This is a genomic window from Chryseobacterium sp. TB1-D10, assembly GCF_059803555.1.
In genome coordinates this window covers 1-22,180 of sequence record NZ_JAPFHB010000003.1, presented here as the reverse complement: position 1 = coordinate 22,180, position 22,180 = coordinate 1, and the positions used below count along the sequence as shown (strand labels likewise).

The following is a 22,180-nucleotide window of genomic DNA, read 5'->3' as shown; positions in this document are numbered from 1 at the left end:
ACAAAATTTGGTTTATTTTAAGAATACAAATATAGCAAACTTAATACTTCTCATAAAATGAAAAATATAAACAATACTCACTTATTTAATCTGATCAAATCAAAAGCTGTGATCTTGATTGCCAGCAGTTCTCTTCTGACTTCTTGTGTGATCTACACAGGCGGTTATTCAGAAACTGATGGTGTTTATTATGATCCGAACAAGGATTCTTTGCCTGCAGGCTCATATACCAATGGAAATAATCAGGTTGACAATTATTATAACTACCAAGATACTTATCCGAGCATTTATGATAATAATCAACAGAACATTCAGGATCAGGACAACCGTTATACTTTAGCAAGCAGTTCTTCTGATTGGGGAACTTACACCGGAACCGAAACCAACTACACAAGCTTTAATAACTGGGGCTATGGTGGCTGGGGAATGGGATTCGGCTACGGAGGTTTTGGCGGCTGGGGATATCCTGGCTACGGAATGTATGGCTGGAATAGCCCTTTCAACTCTTGGGGTTGGGGACTGGGATTTGGCTGGGGTAATTACTTCTACTCGCCTTGGGGCTGGGGAGGTGGATTTTACGATCCATTCTGGGGAGCCGGTTATGGTGGCTGGGGAGGTTACTATGGCGGTGGATACTACCCTATTCATTACAACAGATCAGGTGTAAATGGCGGAAGACTTAATGGAATGATTTCTCAAAATAGAGCTGGTAATAGAAATTCTGGTCGTTTTAATGGTATTAATTCTACAGGAATTCGCCCTAACAGAAATATCAGAAATGAGGTTGGAACTATGAATAGCGGAATCCGAACTACTGATAACGGAATCCGAAATTCTAATGGAATAAGACCAAACAATGGCGGCACTAGACCATATCCTAATAATGGTGGTATCAGAAATACATATCCAAACAATGGTGGTACAAGAACTCAAACCTATCCAAACAATGGAGGAATAAGAACTCAGAACAATGGAGGATACAGAAATGATACCTATTCTGCACCTACAAGATCCGGTGGTAATTCTGGCGGATTCAATTCCGGAGGTGGAATGAGATCCGGCGGTTCTTCTGGCGGCGGCGGAATGAGATCCGGCGGTGGCGGTGGAAGAAGATAATTTTTAATTTAAAAACATTTAATAAAAAAATGCTAAAAAAGACTTTATTACTGCTAAGTATTCCTGTTTCATTCGTTTATTTGAAAGCACAGGACATATCGGTAATTACAAATACACTTAATGTTTACTCAACAAATCCTATCAATGGAACTGCAAAGTTTAATTCGATGGCAGGATCCATTGGAGCATTAGGCGGTGATATTTCATCAGCAAATGTCAATCCTGCTGGTATAGGGGTTTTCATTACAAATGATCTTAACTTGACGCTTGGTGTTAATAGCAATAAGAATACGAGTACGTTAGCAGGAAAATCATTAGGCTATAAGATAAACAACACAGATCTTAATAACTCTGGAGGTGTACTGACAATTAATTTGGGAGATAACACATCTTCTAAATGGAAATTTGTAAATATTGGAGTAAATTACAATACTCAGTCTCTTGATAATTATGTTGAGTCTGCCGGTAATTCTAATATTCAGCTCGCAAGCAATCCAATTTTAGCTACACCGGAGAACTATTCATTTCAAGGTCACGCATATAGTAGAACTGGAGATATCTCTAAGACGAATTTTACTGTAGGAGCCAATTATGATAATCGACTTTATTTCGGAGCGGGACTTAATTTCCATAACTCCTTCTTAAGCCAGGATGACATTGCTAATTTTCAGAATAATACAACTAATGCAATTACAACATTTGATAAGCAATATACCAATCATCAGGAAAACTCCGATGGTTTCTCGGCTAATGTTGGTGTCATTGCAAAGTTGAGCAATCAATTCAGAATTGGAGCAGCTTTAGAAACACCTACTTGGTGGAATATCGACAGAGTTTATAATCAATATTATAAAGATGATAGTTATTACGATGTTTACCGAGAAGACAGACAGTTGACTACACCTATGAAAGCTACTCTTAGTGCCGCGTTTGTTCCAAGTAAGAATTTTGCCTTGAATGTTGATTTCATACAAGGAATCACAAAACCAAAGTATAAAGAATATGGTATTGCAGAGCAGGAAATAAATGATTTTTTCAATGATTCTTATAAAAATTCTTCGGAAGTAAGAGTTGGTGCAGAGTATAGAATTGCAGCATTCAGATTAAGAGGCGGTTATGCTTATCAGGGAAACAGTTTTGATAATTTAACTTTGACTGGTTTTAATGACAATGGATCAAAATCAGATCAATCATTTTCAAATCTTTTGGTAGGAAAAAGAAATACAATTGGTGCTGGTATTGGATATGACTTCCGAGCATTTTATATCGATGCGTCTTACCAAAATATCTCATCAGAATACACTAGTCCTTCGTTGTATGGTGTCGTAACTGATCCTAATTATTATACAACTTCTGGTTATTATAATCCCTCCGGGACAGAATTATTAAGCGATGCATACGCTGTTTCAAAAGTCAAAAACAATAGAAGTAATTTCTTTGTCACTTTAGGTTGGAAATTTTAAAAACAATCTGATAAAAGTAAAAATCCTGTAAATTAATTTGCAGGATTTTTTATTAGCAAGGATTAATTTTCAACTGGTATCAATTCTTAAGAATCATTAAACTTCTTTTATGATTTTGGAAACCATAATGTTCATAAAGTTTTTTCGCTTTGTCATTATGGTTTTCGATTTCTAATAAAACAACTTTGAATTGATTTTCTGTAGAATAATCCTTCACAAATTCCAAAGCCTTTTTGCCAAGCGATTTCCCTTGAAATTCTGGTTTGATGAACAACTCATCCAAAAACAAAATCTCACCACCAAACTCAAAGCTAAAATATTTTACGAGAATAATATAGCCAGCGATTTTGCCTTCAAAAATAATTTTGAAACAACTACCATATTTATCTTCAGTAATGAATTTCTGAAGATTATCGGTCGTAACTTTTTCATCAAAAGGATAAAAATCGATGGCATAGAAATCCTTCATCATTCGAGACAATTCAGGAATATCGGAAAGATTTGCTTTTAAAATTTCGTAGTTCATTTTTTCTTTTTTTCTCGCCAAAGCCAAGGTTCGATCGGATTCTTTTCTTGCCAAAGTCCTACTCTACTTTTCCGGGCTTGCTTTTCCAATTTGGCGTAAATCTGGTCTGTAGAGTATTTTGTAAAATGCCAGGCCATTCCAAGCTTTACCATTTCCTGATTGACGTTTTGGTTTTTATCATTAATGACAACTGCAATCAATCTTTTATATCGATCATATTTCTCTCCTTTGACAGTAACCATTTTTCCAAAACAAAGGTTTGACAACGCCACTTTAGCATTATTTCCAAAAGGTTGTTTCCCACGCTTTTCCGGGCAATCTATGTGCGCTAAACGGATTTTTGTCGGAACATTTTTGTACAGAATTTCCATCGTGTCACCATCCATTATTCTGATGACTTTTGCAGAAAACGTTTTGTTGGATAGCTTCTCATAAATTTGAGTTTGAGCAAATAATTGAACAGAAGATAATATCAGAAAAAGAAAATACTTCATTGAGAAAATTAAATCTCAAACTTCTTCTTAGCCAATTCTTTTCTTACTCTGCTCAAACTTTCTGGTGTGATTCCCAAGTATGATGCGACCATCCATTGTGGCGCTCGAAGCATCAGATTAGGATACTTTTTAAGAAAATCCATATAACGTTCTTCAGCAGTTGTGCTGATCAAAGCGTTCACTCTGTTTTGCAGATTTTTGATATGATTGAACATCAATCTTTGGTTTTTCTCGGCAACATCAGGATATATTTTTGAGAGATTTTCAAAGAATCCTTCCTTTGTAATCACAATTGTACTTTCTTCGATAGCTTCTATGTAAAATCTGGATTTCTCATTCAGCAACTGGCTTGTGGTATCAGAAATAATCCAGTTTTCCGGCGCAAATTGTATCACGTGTTCTTTACCAGCTTTGTCTATAGAATACATTCTCAATAATCCTTTTTCAACAAAAAAAGTAGAATCTGAGATCTCTCCTTCTCGCAGGATGATCTCATTTTTTTTCACTTCCTTAATTTCATAAAAAGCAGAGCAAACCTCAAGACTATCAATCGGAACGCCTAATATTTTGGAAAGGTGATTGCGGAAATTTTGATATTCCATCTGTGTTAATTGTGTTTAATGAGAAATAAGTGTGACTAAATTTTATCCAAATCAATACTTTGGTGTGAAGCATTGTAAAAAGCTTTTCCGTTTTCCAAAGCAATCAATTGCGGACTTTGATGCGTGACATCGAGACGGCTTTCAATTTCATTTGAAATATCACGATGTGCAATCAAATCCAGAAAATAATACGATTGATCTTTGCCGGAATTCTCCATTTGTTTTTCGAAAGATTTCAAAACAGTTTTGCTGATGAAACAACGCGTAGAATGTTTGAAAATCAATACCTTGTGCTGAAATGATTTCTCAACAGCAAGGTCCAGATCTTTTATAGTTTCAATCTTTTTCCAAAGACTTTTGGTTTGATCCTGCTCTTCTTTCTTTCCGAATATTTGGTCTAAAAATCCCATCAAATTAATTTGAGTAAAAATAAGATTTTTCCATCAAAAAACGATAAATTTTTTATTTAATGATCATGAAAAAGATGACCAGTCAAAGCCAATGCAATCCCAACGATTACCAGAACTATTTTTTGCCAGTCCATCTTGTGATTCTTATTGCTTTCAAAAATAATTACACTTGAGATATGCAGGAAAATCCCGCCAACAACGGCTAAGAAGTACACTTTCAGGTTCTCATCAAAATATCTTCCAAGCAACATTCCCAGAGGTGAAGCTAATGCGAAAACAGAAACAATGACCCAAAATTTGGTAGAGAAATTCTTACTGTGTGCAAGGAAACTTCCCAAAACAAAAGAGATCGGAATATTATGAAATAGAATTCCCAAAAGATAAGGCGAAAGCGTTTCTTTCTCGTGAGACAAAGGAATTCCTTCTATAAAAGCGTGAACAAATAAACCCGCAATCAGCGCAACCGGAATGATTGAATGATCATCTGATTCGTGATGAACGTGGCCATGTTCGAAACCTTTGGTTAGATTTTCCAACAACATTTGGATCAAAACACCAAGGATCACGAAAATTCCAATTTCATGTCCGCCAGTTTCATAAACCTCCGGAAAAACTTCATTCAAGCAAATCGTAATCAGGAAACCTGCGCTCAGAATCAAAAGATTTTTGGCAAATTGTTGTTTGCTCCCAAAATACTTTCCGAGAAAAACACCGATCAGGACACTTAATATGAGTAGTAATATTATAATCATTTTAAATAATTGGTAATATGAAACAAGATAGAATTATGATGAGATTAATTACTATTAAAACTAAATGGATTCTAAAAAATAATTTATTCTTAAAAAGTAGTTTTCTTAATGCTATTAAAATTAAACCTAATATTAGTAACAAGCTTGAAATTAAAAATTGTGGTGGCGGTGTGTGACTGTCCAAATATCCAAACCGAATTCCCAAAATAATAGAGAATAATGTAAGAATGAAAAATATAATATTGGTTAGCATTTGGAAATCTTCATTTCAAAACTATTTCTTTCTGAATAAATTGATACAACGCTGAGAACTTCCTTCATCAAAATCATTCAGTTGATAATCGCCCCATCTTTTTACCAATTCAAAACCGAATCCTTTTGCATATTCCTGAATTTTTTCAGCTGAAGTCAGTTTTACTTTTTCAAAAAAATGAAACTTTCTTCCTTGATCTGTAAAATCAATTTCCTTAATAATAAATCCATTTTCAATATGTTTTTTGACATTGAAAACGATATTCTCTTTCTCCACGGAACTTTGAGGAACGATCACTTTTTTCACATATTCAGAATTCAGAAAATCAAGAACAAAATAACCTTCATCCTTCAAAACGTTAGAAACAGAGCGGAAAACACTTTTGTCTTCTTCTTCCGTTTCGAAATAGCCAAAACTCGTAAAAAGATTAAAAACAGCATCTACAGGTTCACTTTTGATCGGATTTCTCATATCGTGAACCTGAAACTTCAAAGTTCTGGTTTCGAATTGCTTATCAAAACTGATACTTTGCTCAGACAAGTCCAGACCTAAAACATCATAACCCAACTTATTCAGATAAACAGAATGTCTTCCTTTTCCGCAAGCCAAATCTATTATTTTTGAATTTTTCTCAAGATTCAGAAAATCGGTTAAAAGATTCAGAAAATTTTCTGCTTCGTTGTAATCTCTGTTGTTGTATAAAATATGATAATATGGTGTATCAAACCATTCCTCAAACCATTGCATTCTGCAAAAATAAGGAATTTTTGGATGGATGTTAGAAGATTGATGATGGAAGTTCATTTTAAGATTGTAAAACATCCTGCTTCCAACCTCAAACATCCAGCAAAAAACTCTATTTTTGCAGAATGGATATAGAAAATCTACAGATACAGGTCAAAACTTTTTTCGGATTAGAACAGATTTTGGCAGAAGAAATCAAGAAATTAGGAGGTAAAAATGTGGAAATCAAAAACCGCGCAGTCACTTGCGAAGGCGATTTGGGATTTCTTTACAAACTCAACTATTCTTGCAGAACAGCCGTTAAAATCATCATTCCGATTATGGAATTCAAGGCTTACAATGAAAGTAAATATTACGATAAGTTGTTTAAGTTTGAATGGGATGAGTTCCTGGACAAAAACCAGACTTTTGCGATAGACGCGACTGTAAATTCTGAGAGATTCCACCATTCTCAATTTATGACTTTGAAGATGAAAGACGCGATCGTCGATTATTTTCAGGACAAACACAAGATGAGACCAAGCGTGAACAAGGACAATCCTGACATCAAATTCCATCTTCACATTGACAGAGAATTGGTGACAATTTCCATCGATAGTTCCGGTGATCCGCTTTTCAAACGTGGTTACAGAAAGGAGCAGACTATTGCACCAATCAACGAAGTTTTGGCTTCGGGAATGTTGCAGTTGGCAGGTTGGGACGGAAAAGGAAATTTCCTGGATCCGATGTGTGGTTCCGGAACATTATTGATAGAAGCGGCGATGATTGCAATGGATCTTCCGGCTCAAACTTTCAGAAGATATTTCGGTTTCCAGAACTGGAAAAACTACGATTCTGAATTATTCAAAACTATCAAAGATGTGAGATTGAACCGTGTGAAAGAATTCACCGGAAAAATCGTAGGCTATGATATTGATTCTGAGGCTTTAGACATTGCGCACATCAACATAGAATCTGCCGAAATGGAAGACATCATTACGCTTAGAAACAAAGATTTCTTCGAATCTGAAAAAGATTTGTTCCCATTGTTGATGGTTTTCAATCCGCCTTATGATGAGAGAATCTCTATTAATGATGATGATTTCTACAAAAAAATCGGTGACACTTTCAAACAACATTATCCAAACACTTTGGCTTGGCTGATCTCTGCAGATCTTGATGCTCCGAAGAAAATTGGATTGAGACCTTCCAGAAGAATCAAACTTTTCAATGGAAAATTGGAAACGAGATTTCTGCAATATGAAATGTATGATGGCTCGAAGAAAGGGAAATATATGAATAAGGAGGAGGAATAAATGATGAGTTTTCTTGATTTTTTATTTGATGCTTTGTCGACTCTTGGTTTATCTGGAAACGGGGAAGAGAATAAAGCTGAAATTGATCCAATCAACAAAAAATTGAGTTTAATTTCTTTATTACTAATATTAATTTCTGTTTTGTTAATTTATCTTTTCAAAACAGAAATTTTTGAAATTGAAAATTTACTGAGAACAATTTTGTTGAGTTTCACAGGTTCAATTTTAGTATCATTGATTTTTCTAATACTTCTTAATCATTTTAAAATAATTCATTCTTTGATGATGTCGAGTTTTGTATTTAGTATAATTTCTAGCTCGACTCTTCTTACTACAATTTTTCTTTTGAATAAAATTTAGATTTTTATATTATTAAGTTCTGTCAGAAAAATCAAGATTTTCTCTTTTCGCAAATTCAACTGCAATCATAGCAATTACATCTCGATCTCATCATAAAAATAATGCAAATGATAAGGAAATTGTTTTATTAAATGCATCCTAACGTCTTGATAAATTACATTATTGGCTTTTGGACTTTCAGAAATGAACGATTTTGATTCTCTGATGCGAAGCAAAAACTGTTTTGCAAGATTTGCATTGATGTTTCTATAATATTCTTTTGCTTTTTTGATGTCTACTTTTGCAAGGTCTGTAATTACGACTTTGTATGTCTTCATAAATCACTTTCCAATTCATCTAAAAATTCATCAAAATCAGTCGCATTATCTGGATTTTTATGATAATCTGATTTTCTTTCGTTGATAAGATTTTTAGTTTCTGAGGATATTTGAAAATCATTTTCAGAAGGCAGAATGATAACTTCTACTCTTTTTGCTGTAAAATCTTCTGGAAGCGTGATTTGGAAAGAGTTATCTTTCACATCTACAAACTGTCGGATTGCATTCATTTTAAATAAATTTTCCTTACGAAGATACAAACTTAAATTAAAGTAATAAATGGAATGAAGGTTTAATGTTCAAATCCACTCTCAGTTTTTCTTGAAGTTAAAACCTTTTTCCATATTTTTGAGATTCGTTTTACAACATTAATCAATCTTTCAACTTGAACCCAACCATATCCATTATCATCGCCATCTTCAACAGAAAAGACGAATTGTTCGAGCTTCTCAATTCTCTGTCACATCAAACTGACAAAGATTTTGAAGTCATCATTGTGGATGATGGTTCTAAGATTGCACTTCTTCCAACCGTAGAATTATTTGAAGAACAATTAGACATCAAATTCTTCCGAAAAGATAATTCCGGTCCTGGACTTTCCAGAAACTATGGTGCAAAACGGGCGAAAAACGATTGGCTGGTTTTTGCAGATTCTGACGTGATTGTCGAGACTGATTACATCAAAAATATTAAGAGAAATCTTACCGAAAATCCTAGTGACGCATTTGGTGGCGCAGACAAAGCGCACAAAGGTTTCAACCTGATGCAGAAAGCCATCTCCTACTCTATGACATCTGTTTTCACAACTGGCGGAATTCGTGGAAAGAAAAGCGCGGTGACGAAGTTTCAGCCCAGAAGTTTCAATATGGGCGTGAACAAAGAGATTTTCCTGAAAGTTGGTGGCTTCTCGAAAATGAGAATTGGTGAAGATCCGGATCTATCGATGACGCTTTGGGAAAATGGCTACACGACGATGTTTTATGATAATATTGGTGTTTATCACAAACGTAGAACCGACTTTGGGAAATTCTCAAAACAGGTTTATCAATTCGGTTGTGCAAGACCAATTCTGAATCAAAGACATCCAAAATATAACAAGCTCACCTTCTGGTTTCCAAGTGTATTTTTATTGGGATATTTAGTTGGAATCATCCATTATTTCGTTTGGACAAATGGATTAATTCTCGCGCTTTACGGACTTTATACGTTTCTTGTATTGTTCCACGCTTTGATCGTCACAAGGAATATCAGCATTGCATCTATGGCGGTTATCTCCACATACATCCAGATGTTTTCTTATGGTTATGGATTTCTAAAATCCTGGTTTCTCCTCAATGTTCTGAATCAATCACCACACGAAGCTTTCCCAAAACATTTTCATTAATTAACAAATAATTATAAAGTTTTATTCTGCACTATAAATTTTAATTGCGAAATTTAATATTCATTAAAATCGTAATTAATATGTCAAAAAATATCGCTGATCAATTTGTTGAAATTCTTGTAAAGACAGGTGTAAAACGGATCTATGCTGTCACCGGAGACAGCCTGAATTTTTTAAATGATGCCATCAAACGCGAAGGTTCTATCAAATGGATCCACGTGAGACACGAGGAAGTTGGTGCATTTGCCGCTGCTGCCGAAGCTGAGCTGGAAGGTCTGGCTGTCTGCGCAGGAAGTTCTGGGCCGGGTCACGTGCATCTGATCAACGGACTTTATGAAGCCAATAGAGGCAATGTACCAGTTTTAGCGATTGCATCAACTTGTGAAAGTACAGAATTCGGGACTTCATATTTTCAGGAAACCAATACGATCAAGTTATTTGACGACTGTTCTGTTTACAATCAAATTGCCAACACACCGGAACAGGCTCCCCGAATGCTGCAGGCCGCTTTGCAACACGCAATTTCTCAAAAAGGCGTAGCAGTGCTTGGGATGCCTGGCGATCTTTTCGAAGAGAAAGCGGTAAAGAATATCAGTTCTGATCTTGTTTTCAAAACCAACCCCAGAATTATTCCTGATGATGAAGAACTGAACTGGATTGCCAATCACCTCAATTCAGGAAAAAAAACTGCCATCTATTGTGGAATCGGTGCTTCCGAAGCGCATTTTGAAGTAATTGCTTTGGCAGAAAAACTGAAAGCACCAATTGGATATTCTTTCCGCGGAAAAATGGGAATCCAGTACAACAATCCATATGAAGTCGGGATGACAGGACTTTTGGGATTGCCTTCCGCTTTCCAGGCGATGCACGAGGCTGATATTATTTTATTACTCGGAACCGATTTTCCTTATGTGAAATTTATGCCTGTTGATAAAATAATTATCCAGATTGATGACAAGCCGGAACGTTTGGGAAGACGTGCTCAGCTTACCAGAGGTTTTGCCGGGAAGATCAAAGATTCACTGATTCATCTTTTGCCTTTGATTAAAATTAATAATGACAGCAAATTCCTGCACGGACAATTAGAGTTTTATCAGAAAGTTAAAAACAATCTTAAAACGTATGTAGATGACAAGGGAAAAGAAAACCACATCTCTCCGGAATTTGTTGCCGACACTCTAAACACCAAAGCCAATAAAGACACTATTTTTACTGTGGATACAGGAATGTGCTGTGTCTGGGGCGCCAGATATCTGGAAGCGACCGGCGAGAGAAAATTATTCGGGTCCTTCAACCACGGAACAATGGCGAATGCAATGCCGATGGCCATCGGCGCTCAATTATCCAGTCCTGAAAGACAAGTCATTGCACTTTGCGGAGACGGTGGCATTTCTATGCTATTGGGCGATATTGCAACCATTAAACAGTATGAACTTCCGATCAAAATTATTGTTTTCAACAATCGATCTTTGGGAATGGTAAAACTGGAAATGGAAGTGAACGGAATCCCGGATAATGAAACCGATATGATCAATCCCGACTTCGGATTGCTGGCTCAGGCATTCGGGATCAAAGGAATTAATGTCACAGATCCGGAAAAGGTAGAAGAAGCGATTGACGATGCCTTGCAAACCAAAGGTCCGGTTTTGGTAAATATCTTTACAGATCCGAATGCACTTGCAATGCCGCCAAAAGTTGGCTGGGGCCAGATGAAAGGAATGGGCGTGGCAATGACAAGAATGATGCTGGATGGGAATTTCAAAGAAGTGGCTGATACGATTGCCAGCAATTACAAACATATCAAAGAAGTTTTATAAAATAAATAACAAAGCCCAATTCAGAATTGGGCTTTCTGTTTTTCATTATGTCATAAAAAAAGCTTCACATGGTGTGAAGCTTTTAGAAAATAATATATATAACCTTAGTTTCAAGAAACTATTTTAGAGAAATCATTCTGCTGAAACTGTCGCCGTCTTTTTCAACATTGATGATGTACGTTTCAGGGTTTGCAGGATTCAGATCAAAAGTAAGATCGATTATTCCGCCTTTTGCAACGTTATTTTTGCTGTAATAAGTATTGTTAGCAGTATCGAAGATCGAAACTTTCACATCGCCAACTACGTCTGTCATTTTCAGTTTTACCACATTTTTGTTGATGGTATATTCTGGTTTTGTAATGGCAGAGACAGGAGATTTGTCCACGTCTACCTGATTGTCTTTTACAGTGATCTTATATTTTTCGATTCTGCTATCGGACTCAGCAACCAGGTAATAATTTCCGTTTGCCAAATTATTCAGGTTGTAAGATTTCTCTTTAGAAGTGCTTTTTGCAATCTCTTCAGAAAAAAGCTCACTATTAGTATCATCGTAAAAATATAACGATACATTTTTCGAATTCGAAATATTAAAATTTAAACTCTTGCTGTTTACATTGTTGAAAGAAAGAGAAAAATCGATTTCTCTAGCTGCTGCGCTCATTGAGATTAATAATAATCCAACCACAAAACTTAATTTTATCAAACTTTTCATAATAATTCTTTTTAATTGTTTTACTATGCAAATGTATCACGGGTAAAAATGAAATAATACAAGACTATTTTCAAAAATATGTTCTATATTAACATTAATTAAATATTAACACAACAATGATAGATAATATTGAACATATAATTTAGTTTTTGTATTTTTGTTTAAGTAAAATCGATGACAATCAAATTTTAAGTTAAGTCTTTGATTAAAATACGATTACACATTCACAAAAGAATCCAAATATGAAACATCATAATCCAGCCTTTGAAGCTATAAAACCTAATATCGACAGCAGTTTCACGTGTCTTCATTTTTTAAAAAATGAAAATCTGAAATCGCACGTCTGGCATTATCATCCGGAAATCGAATTGATTTTCGTTTGTGGTGGTTCGGGGAAAAGGCAGATCGGGAGTAATATTTCTTATTTTACAGAAGGCGATTTGATTCTGATTGGCAGCAACTTACCCCATTGTGGAATGACGAATGAAAACACCAACAACGATTATGAAGTTGTCATCCAATTTTCCCGGGATTTTCTGGGATCAGAATTCTGGAACGCTCCGGAAATGCACAAAATTATCACCATGTTGGAAACTGCGAAAAGCGGAATTGTGTTTGGTGAAAAGGTGAAAAAGAAAATGCAAAGTAAAATAAAGGCTTTGTCTGAATCTTCTTATCTGGAGAAATTATTAAAATTGATTGAAATCTTGGACGAACTCTCTCACACCAGTGATTTCAAAATCTTAAATGCCGGAGAATACTATCTGCAGACGCAGAAAGAGGATAATGACAGGATCAATCTGATCTTTAATCACGTGAAAGATAATTTTAAAAACCAAATCAGCCTGGAAGAAGTTGCAGGTTTGGCAACAATGACCGTTCCTTCATTTTGCCGATATTTTAAGAAAATTACTAACAAAACTTTCACGCAATTTGTGAATGAATATAGAATCACACACTCACTGAAACTGCTGGCAGAACAACCGATGAGCATTACAGATATTTGCTTTGAAAGCGGTTTTAACAACTTCAGTTATTTCAACAAGACTTTTAAAGAACATACGCAGAAAAGTCCGTCGCAGTATCGTAAGGAGTTTAGTAATATAATGGCTTGATCACTTTTTATTTTGCTGATGTTTCATTATTTCATCAACAATTTCTCTTGCTCTTTTGTACGTAATCCCATTAGCCTGGTCTTTAGTTAACAAATGTTCTTTTTCAATTGATTTGATTTCTGGAATTAATCCAATCCCTTGTTCAATGGCGATCGCTTTAATGTTTAATGTTTCACCATAAGTTGGAACATTAGTTTGTAACCATCCAAAATAAGATTCTTCTTTAATTCTTTCAGGACTTTCCCACAAATCCATTCGCTTACTGAAATTCTACTCACTAATGGAGGTCCAAACATTAAATATCAAATTTTCGCTATAATCAAGAATAGGAATTGTCAATTTACCTCGATGAAAAAAGTGTTTTTCATCTATAACACATAAACTTTCTGTAAGTTCAATTCGATTTTCCCTTTCATCTATTGGAATAGAAAAATAATAATCAGGAATATCCGATCCAAAACAAAGTGGCAAATCGTCATAAACCTTTATGCAACGTGGACATTTGTATTCCTTTTTTTTATCTTCTTGATTAAAAATGAAAATAACTTCATAAATAAATCCTTTATAAATATTATTCTTAAGAAATCGCCCCAAAATAAACCTTCATCTCCTCCATTGTCCCCAGACTAATCCTCGTCCATTTTCCGCTCTGTTCATAAGTTTTTCCACCAAGAATCTTTGCATCTTTCAATTTTTTGAAATAATTGTCCTTATAATTTTCTAAAGAAAAATAAATGAAATTCGCTGAGGAAGGAATCGTTTTGATGCCTCTTTTTTCAAACTCAGACATTGCGAAATCTTTAACTTTTTGATTGCTATCCAAGACTTTGGAAATGAATTCCTGATCTTCCATCGCTGAAATTCCGCCAGCCATCGTAGTTACGCTAATTTCGGCACCACTCCAGCTTTGTAGTTTTTTCAATTCTGCAATCATTTTCGGATGGCCGATTGCGTAACCTAATCTTGCGCCGGCAAATCCGTAAAGTTTGGAGAATGTTCTTGTTACAATAAGATTTTTATAAGTATTCACCAAATCGCTCAATGATTTTTGATTGGTAAATTCGATGTACGCTTCGTCAACCAAAATCGTGATATTGTCCGGAACAGACTTGATGAAACTTTCAATTTCCGTTCTCGAAAGCAAATCTCCGGTTGGATTATTCGGATTGCAGATGTAAATAAGGCTTGTATCTTTTTTGATTGCGCTTTTCATTTTATCAAGATCAATTCGCTTTTGCGCATTCAGAGGAATTACTGATTTTGACATTCCAAGAAATTCGCCAATCGGTTCAAAAATGGTGAAAGAAGGATCCGGAATGATAAAATGACCTTTGTGCAGCGAAACATATGTGATAATCAATTCCAGTAAAAAAGACGAACCTGCGGAAACCAAGATATTTTCTTGCTTCAACTGATTTCTTTCTGCCAACTTTCCAGACAAAACATCCGCAAATTTGAAATTATACATCGAAGACAAACTGAGGCTTTTCTGCATCGCTTCCAAAGCTTTCGGGGAAACACCGAACGGATTCTCGTTGAAACAAAGTCGGATGGTTTTGTCATCATTTTTCAGTTCGGAAAAGTTCGGGGTCGTTTTTGCTAAAAATTCAAGCGGAGAAAGCGTGAGTCCGGCGCTTCCCAACAAAGCGGTTTTCAGCCAGTCTCTTCTGTTGATAGACATATTGATTTATTTTCCATAAAAATAATGATTTTCTTAGAATCCGTCAGGAAATAATATATTAGAAAAGAGAAATTGCTTCAACTGTTGGAATTAGAAGATTTTTCGTTATGTTTACTAGAAGTTTTACAAAATTGAAAGCATATATTCAAACCGATAAAAATGAAGAATTCTACAATGTAAACGCCTTTATTGCCTATGAAGGATTTAAGCATTTTGGATTTGAAATTGAAAAATATTTTGATGTCAAAAACATAAAGGATAAAAATCTTGAAGATATAGTTGTTGGTGGAATCGGAAATATCAGAAAAAGAATTGAAGAACTTGGTATTGAAAGGAAGCAACCTGAAATAGATTATCCTGTTGAATTGGAAAAATACTTAAACCGAAAAATCTGGAAATCTACTTTAGAAGAAGTTTTAAAACAGAAACAATTCAATATTTTTATAAAACCTGACGTCGACACTAAAAAATTTGCAGGCAAAGTTTTCAAAAATGAAATGGATTTCATAGGATTGATTGATGAAAGCAAACCAACACAAGTTCTATGCGCTGAAATTGTTAATTTCAAAACAGAATTCAGATGCTTTATCCGTTACAAAGAAATATTGGATGTAAGAAGATACAAAGGCGATTGGGACAAAACAATAGATTTGGAAATCGTAAAAAATGCAATTTCAGATTTTAAATCTCAGCCAAAATCTTATGCACTAGATTTCGGAATCAATGAGAATAATAAAACTGTTTTAGTTGAAGTAAATGATGGACATTCATTAGGAAGCTATGGAATATCGTCACAAAATTATGCTAAATTTTTATCTGCAAGATGGTCAGAATTGACTAACACAATTGATTATTTAAACTTCTAAAAATTGACGTTCATCTCATCATTCAAAAATAATCGTCTTATTCCCATCAATAAAAACCTTGTCTTCAAACACTAGTTTCAAAGCATTCGCCAGAACATTTTTCTCAACATCTCTACCTAATTTTGCAAGGTCTTTTGCAGTTTTGGAATGCGTCACTTTGATAATGTCCTGATAAATAATAGGACCTTCATCCAGATCATTGGTTACGAAATGCGCTGTTGCACCAATGATTTTCACACCTCTTTCAAAAGCCTTTTTGTAAGGATTGGCGCCAATAAAAGCCGGCAAAAATGAATGGTGAATATTGATAATCTTTCCTTTGAAATCTGCCACAAAATCCGAAGACAGAATTCTCATAAATTTGGCCAAAACCAAATAATCGAACTGGTAGTTTTTCAGTGTTTCTTTGATCAGATTTTCGTGCTCGTCTCTTGTCATATTTTCTGTGGAAATATAATGAAAGGGAATATCGAATTTCTCTGTCAGATCTCTAAGATTTTCATAATTCCCAACAACAGCTAGAATATTAAAATTAAGATCCTTGAATTGATTTCTGATAAGTAAATCTGACAAACAATGGTGTTCTTTGGTCACAAAAACAACAGCGTCTTTTGGTTTGTTGCTACTCAATTCTATTTCGCAATCCCCTATTTGATCTTTTAGCTGGACAATTACTTTTTGGGGATCAGCAATGCCAGCAACTTCGGTTCTCATAAAGAATAGGGACTTTTCGCTGTCCACAAATTCATCATTTTTGATGATGTTGAGACCGTTTTCCAGTAGAACTTCGGAGATTCTGTAAACCAGACCTTTCTCGTCTGTACAGGTAATTTTGAAAGTGAAATGTATCATTTAGTTTTTGTTGTAAGACTTAAAGTTATGAAAATATTACTTCACTTTCTCTGCTTTATAATCGCTTTCATTTCCTAATCTGTCAATTGCCTTTATTGCAACTGTATTGAGTGTTTTGCCATTATAAAATTTTATAATTTCCATATTCTGAATGTCAGCATTCAAAATGTGAGTTTTCCATTCCTCTCCATATTTTGTGTACAAAACCCATTGGAAAGATTTTTCCTGATTAGTTAAATTCCAGTTTGCAGAAATGTTATTACCATTATTTTTCAGATGCAATTTTGGTTGAGAAAGTTCATTATCATTTTTCAGCCAAGGACTTCTCGGGATCAGAGCTTTGTCTTGGTAAACTCTCGTTTTCAAAGCATTTTGCATATTCAAACTTTTGGTCAAACCTGCAATACTCCAATGGATTTCGCCGATATTTTCTTTCAGGATTTGTCTGCTCAACTCCACTTGATTTACTATTTCCAGTGATTTGTCCGGCGACTTGATCTCGACTGTATTGAGTCCAGGCCAAAGGTGTCGGTTGAAATTGTTTTCCGTTTTCCACCATTCCAAAAGTTTCGGGAAACTCTGTCCACTGGAATTGATCGGCCAATACAACTGAGGCGCGAAATAATCCACCCAACCTTTGTTCAACCAGAGTTTTGCATCAGCGTAAAGTTCGTCATACTGAGAAGAACCTTTGATACCAACAGGATAATCCGGTTTCCAGATTCCAAACGGACTGATTCCGAATTTCACATAATTCTTTTCAGCTTTGATTTCTTTATAAATTCTTTCCACGAAACGGTTTACATTATCTCTTCTCCAATCGGCTCTTGTAAGATTCCCTCCAGAATTCCTGTAAGCATTCCAGGTTTTAGAATCCGGGAAGTCTGCACCGCCGTTGTAAGTAGCATAAGGATAAAAATAATCATCGAAGTGAACAGCATCTATATCGTACTTTTTTACCAATTCATTCACAACCTTTGAAACGTGATCTTGGATAACAGAACTTGCAGGGTCAAACCAGTACATTCCGTTTCTTAGTCTGTAGGTCACGTCAGTGAATTTACTCGCCAAAGATTGCGACGTCACTTTTCCACCGTTGGAATGATGCGCTCTGTAAGGATTCAGCCAAACGTGCAATTCGATTCCTCGTTTATGTGCTTCTTCTATCCAGAATTCAAGTGGATCATAATATGGAGATGGTTCTTTTCCAATCTCGCCAGTCAGGAAATAAGACCAAGGTTCGTGAGAGCTTTTGTACAAAGCATCCCCGGAAGGTCGTACTTGTAAAATTACCGCATTGAAGTTGTTACTTTGAAGCATATCCAGCATTTCAATGGCTTCCGATTTCTGTTGTTCCGATGTGAGATTAGTTCTGGAAGGCCAATTAATATTTGCAACCGATGCAATCCAAACACCACGAAATTCTCTGTTGATCGCCGGTAAATCTACTCGAAAATTTTCTTCAACTTTTCCCTGTGGAACTGATTTTATAACTGGTTTCGATGGCGGTGTTTTGATTTTGGTAATTTGTTTCTTTTGAGGAGAACAATTGTATATTAAAACCGAAATTAATATCAACCAAAAAAATTGGAACAGGCGTTTGTGATTCATAAAAAGATCTAAAAGTGACTTTTTCAAATTGAAAATCGAATATAATAAAAAAGTCCTCATTTCTGAGGACTTTAAATATTTATTTGGAATCAAATTACGCTTTTGCGTTTCTCTCCATTCTTTTTCTTTCTTCTTCTGCAAGAATTTTCTTTCTCATACGGATGAAATTAGGAGTCACCTCAATGGCTTCATCTGACTGGATATATTCCATACATTCTTCCAGGGAGAACAAGATTTTTGGTGCAACACCTGTATCTTTATCTTTTCCGGAAGCACGCATATTGTTCAACTGTTTTGCCTCAACGATGTTTACAACTAGATCACCTGGTTTGTTTTGCTCACCAATGATCATCCCTGCGTAGATTTCTTCGCCCGGATCAACATAGAACTTACCTCTATCTTGTAGTTTCGCAATAGAATATTCAGTAGCTGGACCTTGAGTTTTGCTTACCAAAACACCATTACTTCTTCCAGGAATCGCACCTTTGAAAGGCTTGTATTCTGTGAAACGGTGTGCCATAATAGCTTCACCAGCAGTTGCAGTCAACATCTGAGAACGCAATCCGATCAAACCTCTTGAAGGAATCTCGAATTCCATATGCTGCATTTCACCTTTGGTTTCCATAATGTGAAGATCCCCTTTTCTCTGAGTTGCCAAATCGATAACTCTTGAAGCAAATTCTTCCGGAACGTCAACAACCAAAGATTCGTAAGGCTCACATTTTTCTCCGTCAATTTCTCTTAGGATTACTTGTGGCTGTCCGATTGTCATTTCGTAACCTTCTCTTCTCATTGTTTCAATTAAAACTGACAAGTGAAGAATACCTCTACCGAAAACCAGGAATGTATTTGCATCTTCAGTCTGTTCAACTCTAAGCGCTAAGTTTTTCTCTAATTCTTTGGTCAATCTTTCTTTCAGGTGATTGGAAGTCACATATTTACCATCTTTTCCAAAGAAAGGCGAGTTGTTGATAGAGAACGTCATATTCAACGTTGGTTCATCAATCGCAGTTCTTGGCAATGGTTCAGGATTTTCAAGATCTACAAAAGAATCTCCAATCTGGAAAGCGTCGAAACCAACTACAGCACAGATATCTCCGGCTTTTACTTCGGTTACTTTTTTCTTTCCAAGACCTTCGAAAACATAAAGTTCTTTTACTTTTCCTTTCACAATTTTTCCGTCTGCTTGCGCCAAACCGATCCATTGAGATTCTTTGATTTCCCCTCTGATTACTTTTCCGATTGCAATTCTTCCTAAGAAAGAAGAGAAATCCAGAGAAACGATTTGCATTTGCAAAGGTCCTTCAGAAACTTTAGGAGCAGGAACGTATTGTAAAATCCCGTCTAATAATGGGAAAATATTTTCAGTTTGTTCTAATGAAGTGTTGAACCATCCTTGTTTAGATGAACCGTAGAAAGTTGGGAAATCCAACTGCTCCTCCGTAGCATCAAGTGCAAAGAATAAATCAAATACTTTATCGTGAACTTCGTCCGGACGACAGTTTGGTTTATCCACTTTATTGATAACCACCAAAGGTCTCAATCCAAGTTCCAAAGCTTTCTGAAGTACGAATCTTGTTTGTGGCATTGGTCCTTCGAAGGCATCCACCAACAAAACAACACCATCAGCCATTTTCAATACTCTTTCTACCTCACCACCAAAATCGGCGTGACCAGGCGTATCGATAACGTTGATTTTCACGTCTTTATAAGTTACAGAGATATTTTTTGACAAAATGGTAATCCCTCTTTCTCTTTCAAGATCGTTGTTATCCATAATCAAATCACCACTCTCCTGATTTTCACGGAAGATGTTTGTGGCGTGGATAATTTTGTCAACCAAAGTCGTTTTTCCGTGGTCAACGTGTGCGATAATCGCTATGTTTCTAATATTTTGCATTCCAAATTTTTACGCGTGCAAATGTAGTGATTTTTTCACAATTTTAACCAGGTTTTTGAACGAATTTTGAAATCTTTTATAAATCGGCACATTAATTAACATTTCCGCAAAGTTCTATTCATTCTAAATCTCTGAGAACTGAGATAATCAGAAATTAAATACTTCGCAGAATTTCTTTTCCTTTAATACTTTGAGTGAAAATCAAATAAGAGTTTCCACCATCTTTCAGCTTGTATTTCTTCTTGATTTCGTCTGGTTTTAAAGGATAATTTTTAGAAATGATATTGAACTGATCATTCTTTTTCAATTCTTTTCCTTCAATCTTTTCCACTTGCAAAACTCTTCCGGGAAAGTTTTCTATTTTGTTTTCTGATGTATAAAAATGTGTATTTGGATGCAGTTTCTTCAATCCGAATTTTTCTGAAATAATATTAAAAGCTCCAGCTTTCAGAATTGAATTATTCGGAATGTAAATGAAATTCAGGCTTTCTGAGAATTCTGAAGTTGCCGATTTTTCTTCATCAATATCAAAAGAAAACTCTGGTTCATCAGATTCCAGATTCACGCAAGTGATTGCCACCTCTTGAATCGCAGTTCTTGTATCTTGATTCTTTATTATTAAAACCAATTCCTTCACTTCATTTCTTACGGCGATGATTTTAATTTCAGTAATATTTCTAAGTTCCGAAACCAGATAGGAAATATCGATCAACGGAGAAAGTTTTACAATAATTTTATCAGAAATTAAATTGAGTTTTTCTTCGATTTCCAAAAGATTTGGCGAAAGATCTTCGAGCAAAAATTTCTTTTTATTATTCTGATCTCGTCTTGCCGGATCCAGATAAATGACATTAAACTTCCTAAAACTGTCAGTCTGAGGTTCTCGAAGACTCTCAAGAAAATCTTCAAGGTTTTGGTTGATGAAATTTGCTTTTCTACCAAGCGTATTCCAATTGTGTTCAACAATTTTTATCAAATCTAGATTCTGTTCGACCAAAGTCACTTCTTCGAAATTTTGAGATAAAAAATAAGCATCTATTCCAAAACCTGAGGTCAAATCGAGAAATGATTTTCCTTTCAAATCTTTTGCTTTATATTCTGCTGTAGATTGTGAAGAAGCTTGTTCCAGATTGAGATTTGGTGGAAAAATAATGTTCTCATTCAATAAGAATGGAAACTTTCTCTGCGCGACTTTTTTGCCCTTGATCTGCTGAACGATTTCCTGAATTGTCACATTTGGAAACGGCGATTTTTTCAATAATATTTTATTGATGTCACTGTCAATATTTTGATTGATGAAGCTTTGAACTTCAGGAGAAAGCAGGTTCGAAAAATCCATTTATCCGTAGATTTTTTGAATGGTTTTGATGGAATTTGTGATGATTTTTTTCAAAACTTCAACATTAATACCTTCCAGTTTTTTGATGTAAATACAGGCTTTCGCCGTTTTGACTTTTCCCAATTGCAAAAACAAATTTTCTTTGTCTTCAATATCCTGATAAACATAGAGCGAAATCTGAGCAACACGATTGGAAAGTCCAGCTAAAGGTGCATCGCCTTCGTGTCCGCTTTCGTATTTGTAATGATAACTTCCAAAACCGATGATGGCTTCGCCCCACATTTTCGGTGGAAATCCGGCTGTTTCTTCGAAAATTTTCACCAATTCTATAACATCTTTCTGACGTTTTTCATCTGTGATATTGTTGATGTAATCTTCTACTGAAAGGTTGTTTTCGGTGGTTTTGTTTTTTGCCATTTGTGAAAAATTTAAATTCTAAAATTATGGAAAGTTTCCTGATTGATAAAATCATAAATTCATTGCCGAACCCGCAACCCGACTTGATTTCTATGGACAAACCAAATTATTTTGGTAGTTTTTTTCATAATGTCTGCCCGAATTGATGACCGCA

General features: G+C 35.3%; 23 protein-coding genes and 1 pseudogene. 8 read left to right on the top strand and 16 right to left on the bottom strand.

Features of this window, described 5'->3' with window-relative positions; genetic code table 11:
* Nucleotides 1–57 precede the first annotated feature (57 nt).
* Together OPU68_RS04615 and OPU68_RS04610 are read left to right on the top strand one after the other, a co-directional pair.
* A complete protein-coding gene (locus OPU68_RS04615) occupies nt 58–1,116 on the top strand; it encodes a prolyl-tRNA synthetase (protein WP_498472830.1) in 1,059 nt (352 codons plus the stop codon).
* Between the two features lie 29 nt (nt 1,117–1,145).
* Nucleotides 1,146–2,579, top strand: coding sequence for an OmpP1/FadL family transporter (locus tag OPU68_RS04610; RefSeq protein WP_498472829.1), 1,434 nt, complete (start codon nt 1,146–1,148; stop codon nt 2,577–2,579).
* A gap of 79 nt (nt 2,580–2,658) precedes the next feature.
* Here OPU68_RS04610 and OPU68_RS04605 read toward each other — a convergent pair whose 3' ends face one another.
* From OPU68_RS04605 to OPU68_RS04585, 5 genes are read right to left on the bottom strand one after another with little or no spacing between them, the layout of a single operon-like run.
* Nucleotides 2,659–3,105, bottom strand: coding sequence for a GNAT family N-acetyltransferase (locus OPU68_RS04605; RefSeq protein ID WP_498472828.1), 447 nt, complete (start codon nt 3,103–3,105; stop codon nt 2,659–2,661).
* The gene (locus OPU68_RS04600; protein ID WP_498472827.1) at nt 3,102–3,599 is read right to left on the bottom strand and encodes a thermonuclease family protein; all 498 of its coding nucleotides are present in this window, start codon (nt 3,597–3,599) and stop codon (nt 3,102–3,104) included. The genes OPU68_RS04605 and OPU68_RS04600 overlap by 4 nt, the downstream gene beginning before the upstream one ends.
* 8 nt (nt 3,600–3,607) lie before the next feature.
* Nucleotides 3,608–4,201 (bottom strand): Crp/Fnr family transcriptional regulator, encoded by a 594-nt coding sequence (locus OPU68_RS04595; RefSeq protein WP_498472826.1) that lies wholly within the window; start codon nt 4,199–4,201, stop codon nt 3,608–3,610.
* A gap of 35 nt (nt 4,202–4,236) precedes the next feature.
* Nucleotides 4,237–4,611 (bottom strand): bacillithiol system redox-active protein YtxJ, encoded by a 375-nt coding sequence (gene ytxJ, locus OPU68_RS04590; RefSeq protein ID WP_498472825.1) that lies wholly within the window; start codon nt 4,609–4,611, stop codon nt 4,237–4,239.
* A gap of 56 nt (nt 4,612–4,667) precedes the next feature.
* Nucleotides 4,668–5,360: a ZIP family metal transporter gene (locus OPU68_RS04585; RefSeq protein ID WP_498473182.1), complete on the bottom strand. Its 693-nt coding sequence runs from the start codon at nt 5,358–5,360 to the stop codon at nt 4,668–4,670.
* A 20-nt stretch (nt 5,361–5,380) separates the two neighbouring features.
* Here OPU68_RS04585 and OPU68_RS04580 point away from each other — a divergent pair, with 20 nt between their 5' ends.
* On the top strand, nt 5,381–5,539 hold the full coding sequence (locus tag OPU68_RS04580; protein WP_498472824.1) for a hypothetical protein: 159 nt from the start codon (nt 5,381–5,383) through the stop codon (nt 5,537–5,539).
* A gap of 98 nt (nt 5,540–5,637) precedes the next feature.
* Here the strand turns inward: OPU68_RS04580 and OPU68_RS04575 are convergent, their stop codons facing one another.
* Complete coding sequence (locus OPU68_RS04575) at nt 5,638–6,420, bottom strand: class I SAM-dependent methyltransferase (protein ID WP_498472823.1); 783 nt, start codon at nt 6,418–6,420, stop codon at nt 5,638–5,640.
* A gap of 65 nt (nt 6,421–6,485) precedes the next feature.
* On the opposite strand from OPU68_RS04575, the gene OPU68_RS04570 reads away from it, so the two are divergent.
* Nucleotides 6,486–7,655 (top strand): THUMP domain-containing class I SAM-dependent RNA methyltransferase, encoded by a 1,170-nt coding sequence (locus tag OPU68_RS04570; protein ID WP_498472822.1) that lies wholly within the window; start codon nt 6,486–6,488, stop codon nt 7,653–7,655.
* Nucleotides 7,656–8,089: 434 nt separating this feature from the next.
* Here the strand turns inward: OPU68_RS04570 and OPU68_RS04565 are convergent, their stop codons facing one another.
* Both OPU68_RS04565 and OPU68_RS04560 read right to left on the bottom strand, forming a co-directional pair.
* Nucleotides 8,090–8,332: a type II toxin-antitoxin system RelE/ParE family toxin gene (locus OPU68_RS04565; RefSeq protein WP_498472821.1), complete on the bottom strand. Its 243-nt coding sequence runs from the start codon at nt 8,330–8,332 to the stop codon at nt 8,090–8,092.
* Entirely contained in the window at nt 8,329–8,562 is a 234-nt protein-coding gene (locus OPU68_RS04560; RefSeq protein WP_498472820.1) for a hypothetical protein, read from the bottom strand. Before OPU68_RS04560 ends, OPU68_RS04565 begins: the two co-directional genes overlap by 4 nt.
* Before the next feature lie 155 nt (nt 8,563–8,717).
* Here OPU68_RS04560 and OPU68_RS04555 point away from each other — a divergent pair, with 155 nt between their 5' ends.
* Together OPU68_RS04555 and OPU68_RS04550 are read left to right on the top strand one after the other, a co-directional pair.
* Nucleotides 8,718–9,716, top strand: coding sequence for a glycosyltransferase family 2 protein (locus OPU68_RS04555; protein WP_498472819.1), 999 nt, complete (start codon nt 8,718–8,720; stop codon nt 9,714–9,716).
* Between the two features lie 80 nt (nt 9,717–9,796).
* Complete coding sequence (locus tag OPU68_RS04550; protein ID WP_498472818.1) at nt 9,797–11,533, top strand: thiamine pyrophosphate-dependent enzyme; 1,737 nt, start codon at nt 9,797–9,799, stop codon at nt 11,531–11,533.
* Nucleotides 11,534–11,651: 118 nt separating this feature from the next.
* Here OPU68_RS04550 and OPU68_RS04545 read toward each other — a convergent pair whose 3' ends face one another.
* Nucleotides 11,652–12,245, bottom strand: a complete 594-nt coding sequence (locus OPU68_RS04545; RefSeq protein WP_498472817.1) for a hypothetical protein — start codon at nt 12,243–12,245, stop codon at nt 11,652–11,654.
* Nucleotides 12,246–12,487: 242 nt separating this feature from the next.
* Here OPU68_RS04545 and OPU68_RS04540 point away from each other — a divergent pair, with 242 nt between their 5' ends.
* Complete coding sequence (locus OPU68_RS04540) at nt 12,488–13,360, top strand: AraC family transcriptional regulator (protein WP_498472816.1); 873 nt, start codon at nt 12,488–12,490, stop codon at nt 13,358–13,360.
* Here the strand turns inward: OPU68_RS04540 and OPU68_RS04535 are convergent.
* Together OPU68_RS04535 and OPU68_RS04530 are read right to left on the bottom strand one after the other, a co-directional pair.
* A pseudogene (locus OPU68_RS04535) lies at nt 13,361–13,954 on the bottom strand (DUF2199 domain-containing protein).
* Nucleotides 13,938–15,041, bottom strand: a complete 1,104-nt coding sequence (locus tag OPU68_RS04530) for a pyridoxal phosphate-dependent aminotransferase (protein ID WP_498472815.1) — start codon at nt 15,039–15,041, stop codon at nt 13,938–13,940. Before OPU68_RS04530 ends, OPU68_RS04535 begins: the two are co-directional and overlap by 17 nt.
* A 131-nt stretch (nt 15,042–15,172) precedes the next feature.
* Here OPU68_RS04530 and OPU68_RS04525 point away from each other — a divergent pair, with 131 nt between their 5' ends.
* Nucleotides 15,173–15,907 carry an ATP-grasp domain-containing protein gene (locus tag OPU68_RS04525; protein WP_498472814.1) on the top strand — a complete coding sequence of 245 codons (735 nt, stop codon included), beginning with the start codon at nt 15,173–15,175 and terminating at the stop codon, nt 15,905–15,907.
* A gap of 18 nt (nt 15,908–15,925) precedes the next feature.
* Here OPU68_RS04525 and purU read toward each other — a convergent pair whose 3' ends face one another.
* From purU to OPU68_RS04500, 5 genes are all read right to left on the bottom strand, one after another.
* Nucleotides 15,926–16,759, bottom strand: a complete 834-nt coding sequence (gene purU / locus OPU68_RS04520) for a formyltetrahydrofolate deformylase (protein WP_498472813.1) — start codon at nt 16,757–16,759, stop codon at nt 15,926–15,928.
* 36 nt (nt 16,760–16,795) lie between these two features.
* Entirely contained in the window at nt 16,796–18,370 is a 1,575-nt protein-coding gene (locus tag OPU68_RS04515; protein ID WP_498472812.1) for a glycoside hydrolase family 10-like protein, read from the bottom strand.
* Nucleotides 18,371–18,464: 94 nt separating this feature from the next.
* A complete protein-coding gene (gene typA / locus OPU68_RS04510) occupies nt 18,465–20,270 on the bottom strand; it encodes a translational GTPase TypA (protein WP_498472811.1) in 1,806 nt (601 codons plus the stop codon).
* A 154-nt stretch (nt 20,271–20,424) separates the two neighbouring features.
* Nucleotides 20,425–21,609 (bottom strand): THUMP-like domain-containing protein, encoded by a 1,185-nt coding sequence (locus OPU68_RS04505; RefSeq protein WP_498472810.1) that lies wholly within the window; start codon nt 21,607–21,609, stop codon nt 20,425–20,427.
* Nucleotides 21,610–22,026, bottom strand: a complete 417-nt coding sequence (locus OPU68_RS04500) for a DUF1801 domain-containing protein (protein WP_498472809.1) — start codon at nt 22,024–22,026, stop codon at nt 21,610–21,612.
* Nucleotides 22,027–22,180 lie beyond the last annotated feature (154 nt).

Coding starts and splice junctions, on each gene's coding strand:
- OPU68_RS04605 (WP_498472828.1), bottom strand. CDS start 3,105: ATGAACTACGAAATTTTAAAAGCAAATCTTTCCGATATTCCTGAATTG.
- OPU68_RS04565 (WP_498472821.1), bottom strand. CDS start 8,332: ATGAAGACATACAAAGTCGTAATTACAGACCTTGCAAAAGTAGACATC.
- OPU68_RS04560 (WP_498472820.1), bottom strand. CDS start 8,562: ATGAATGCAATCCGACAGTTTGTAGATGTGAAAGATAACTCTTTCCAA.
- OPU68_RS04575 (WP_498472823.1), bottom strand. CDS start 6,420: ATGAACTTCCATCATCAATCTTCTAACATCCATCCAAAAATTCCTTAT.
- OPU68_RS04615 (WP_498472830.1), top strand. CDS start 58: ATGAAAAATATAAACAATACTCACTTATTTAATCTGATCAAATCAAAA.
- OPU68_RS04545 (WP_498472817.1), bottom strand. CDS start 12,245: ATGAAAAGTTTGATAAAATTAAGTTTTGTGGTTGGATTATTATTAATC.
- OPU68_RS04515 (WP_498472812.1), bottom strand. CDS start 18,370: ATGAATCACAAACGCCTGTTCCAATTTTTTTGGTTGATATTAATTTCG.
- ytxJ (WP_498472825.1), bottom strand. CDS start 4,611: ATGGGATTTTTAGACCAAATATTCGGAAAGAAAGAAGAGCAGGATCAA.
- OPU68_RS04500 (WP_498472809.1), bottom strand. CDS start 22,026: ATGGCAAAAAACAAAACCACCGAAAACAACCTTTCAGTAGAAGATTAC.
- typA (WP_498472811.1), bottom strand. CDS start 20,270: ATGCAAAATATTAGAAACATAGCGATTATCGCACACGTTGACCACGGA.
- OPU68_RS04580 (WP_498472824.1), top strand. CDS start 5,381: ATGAAACAAGATAGAATTATGATGAGATTAATTACTATTAAAACTAAA.
- OPU68_RS04595 (WP_498472826.1), bottom strand. CDS start 4,201: ATGGAATATCAAAATTTCCGCAATCACCTTTCCAAAATATTAGGCGTT.
- OPU68_RS04540 (WP_498472816.1), top strand. CDS start 12,488: ATGAAACATCATAATCCAGCCTTTGAAGCTATAAAACCTAATATCGAC.
- OPU68_RS04600 (WP_498472827.1), bottom strand. CDS start 3,599: ATGAAGTATTTTCTTTTTCTGATATTATCTTCTGTTCAATTATTTGCT.
- OPU68_RS04505 (WP_498472810.1), bottom strand. CDS start 21,609: ATGGATTTTTCGAACCTGCTTTCTCCTGAAGTTCAAAGCTTCATCAAT.
- OPU68_RS04550 (WP_498472818.1), top strand. CDS start 9,797: ATGTCAAAAAATATCGCTGATCAATTTGTTGAAATTCTTGTAAAGACA.
- OPU68_RS04610 (WP_498472829.1), top strand. CDS start 1,146: ATGCTAAAAAAGACTTTATTACTGCTAAGTATTCCTGTTTCATTCGTT.
- purU (WP_498472813.1), bottom strand. CDS start 16,759: ATGATACATTTCACTTTCAAAATTACCTGTACAGACGAGAAAGGTCTG.
- OPU68_RS04530 (WP_498472815.1), bottom strand. CDS start 15,041: ATGTCTATCAACAGAAGAGACTGGCTGAAAACCGCTTTGTTGGGAAGC.
- OPU68_RS04570 (WP_498472822.1), top strand. CDS start 6,486: ATGGATATAGAAAATCTACAGATACAGGTCAAAACTTTTTTCGGATTA.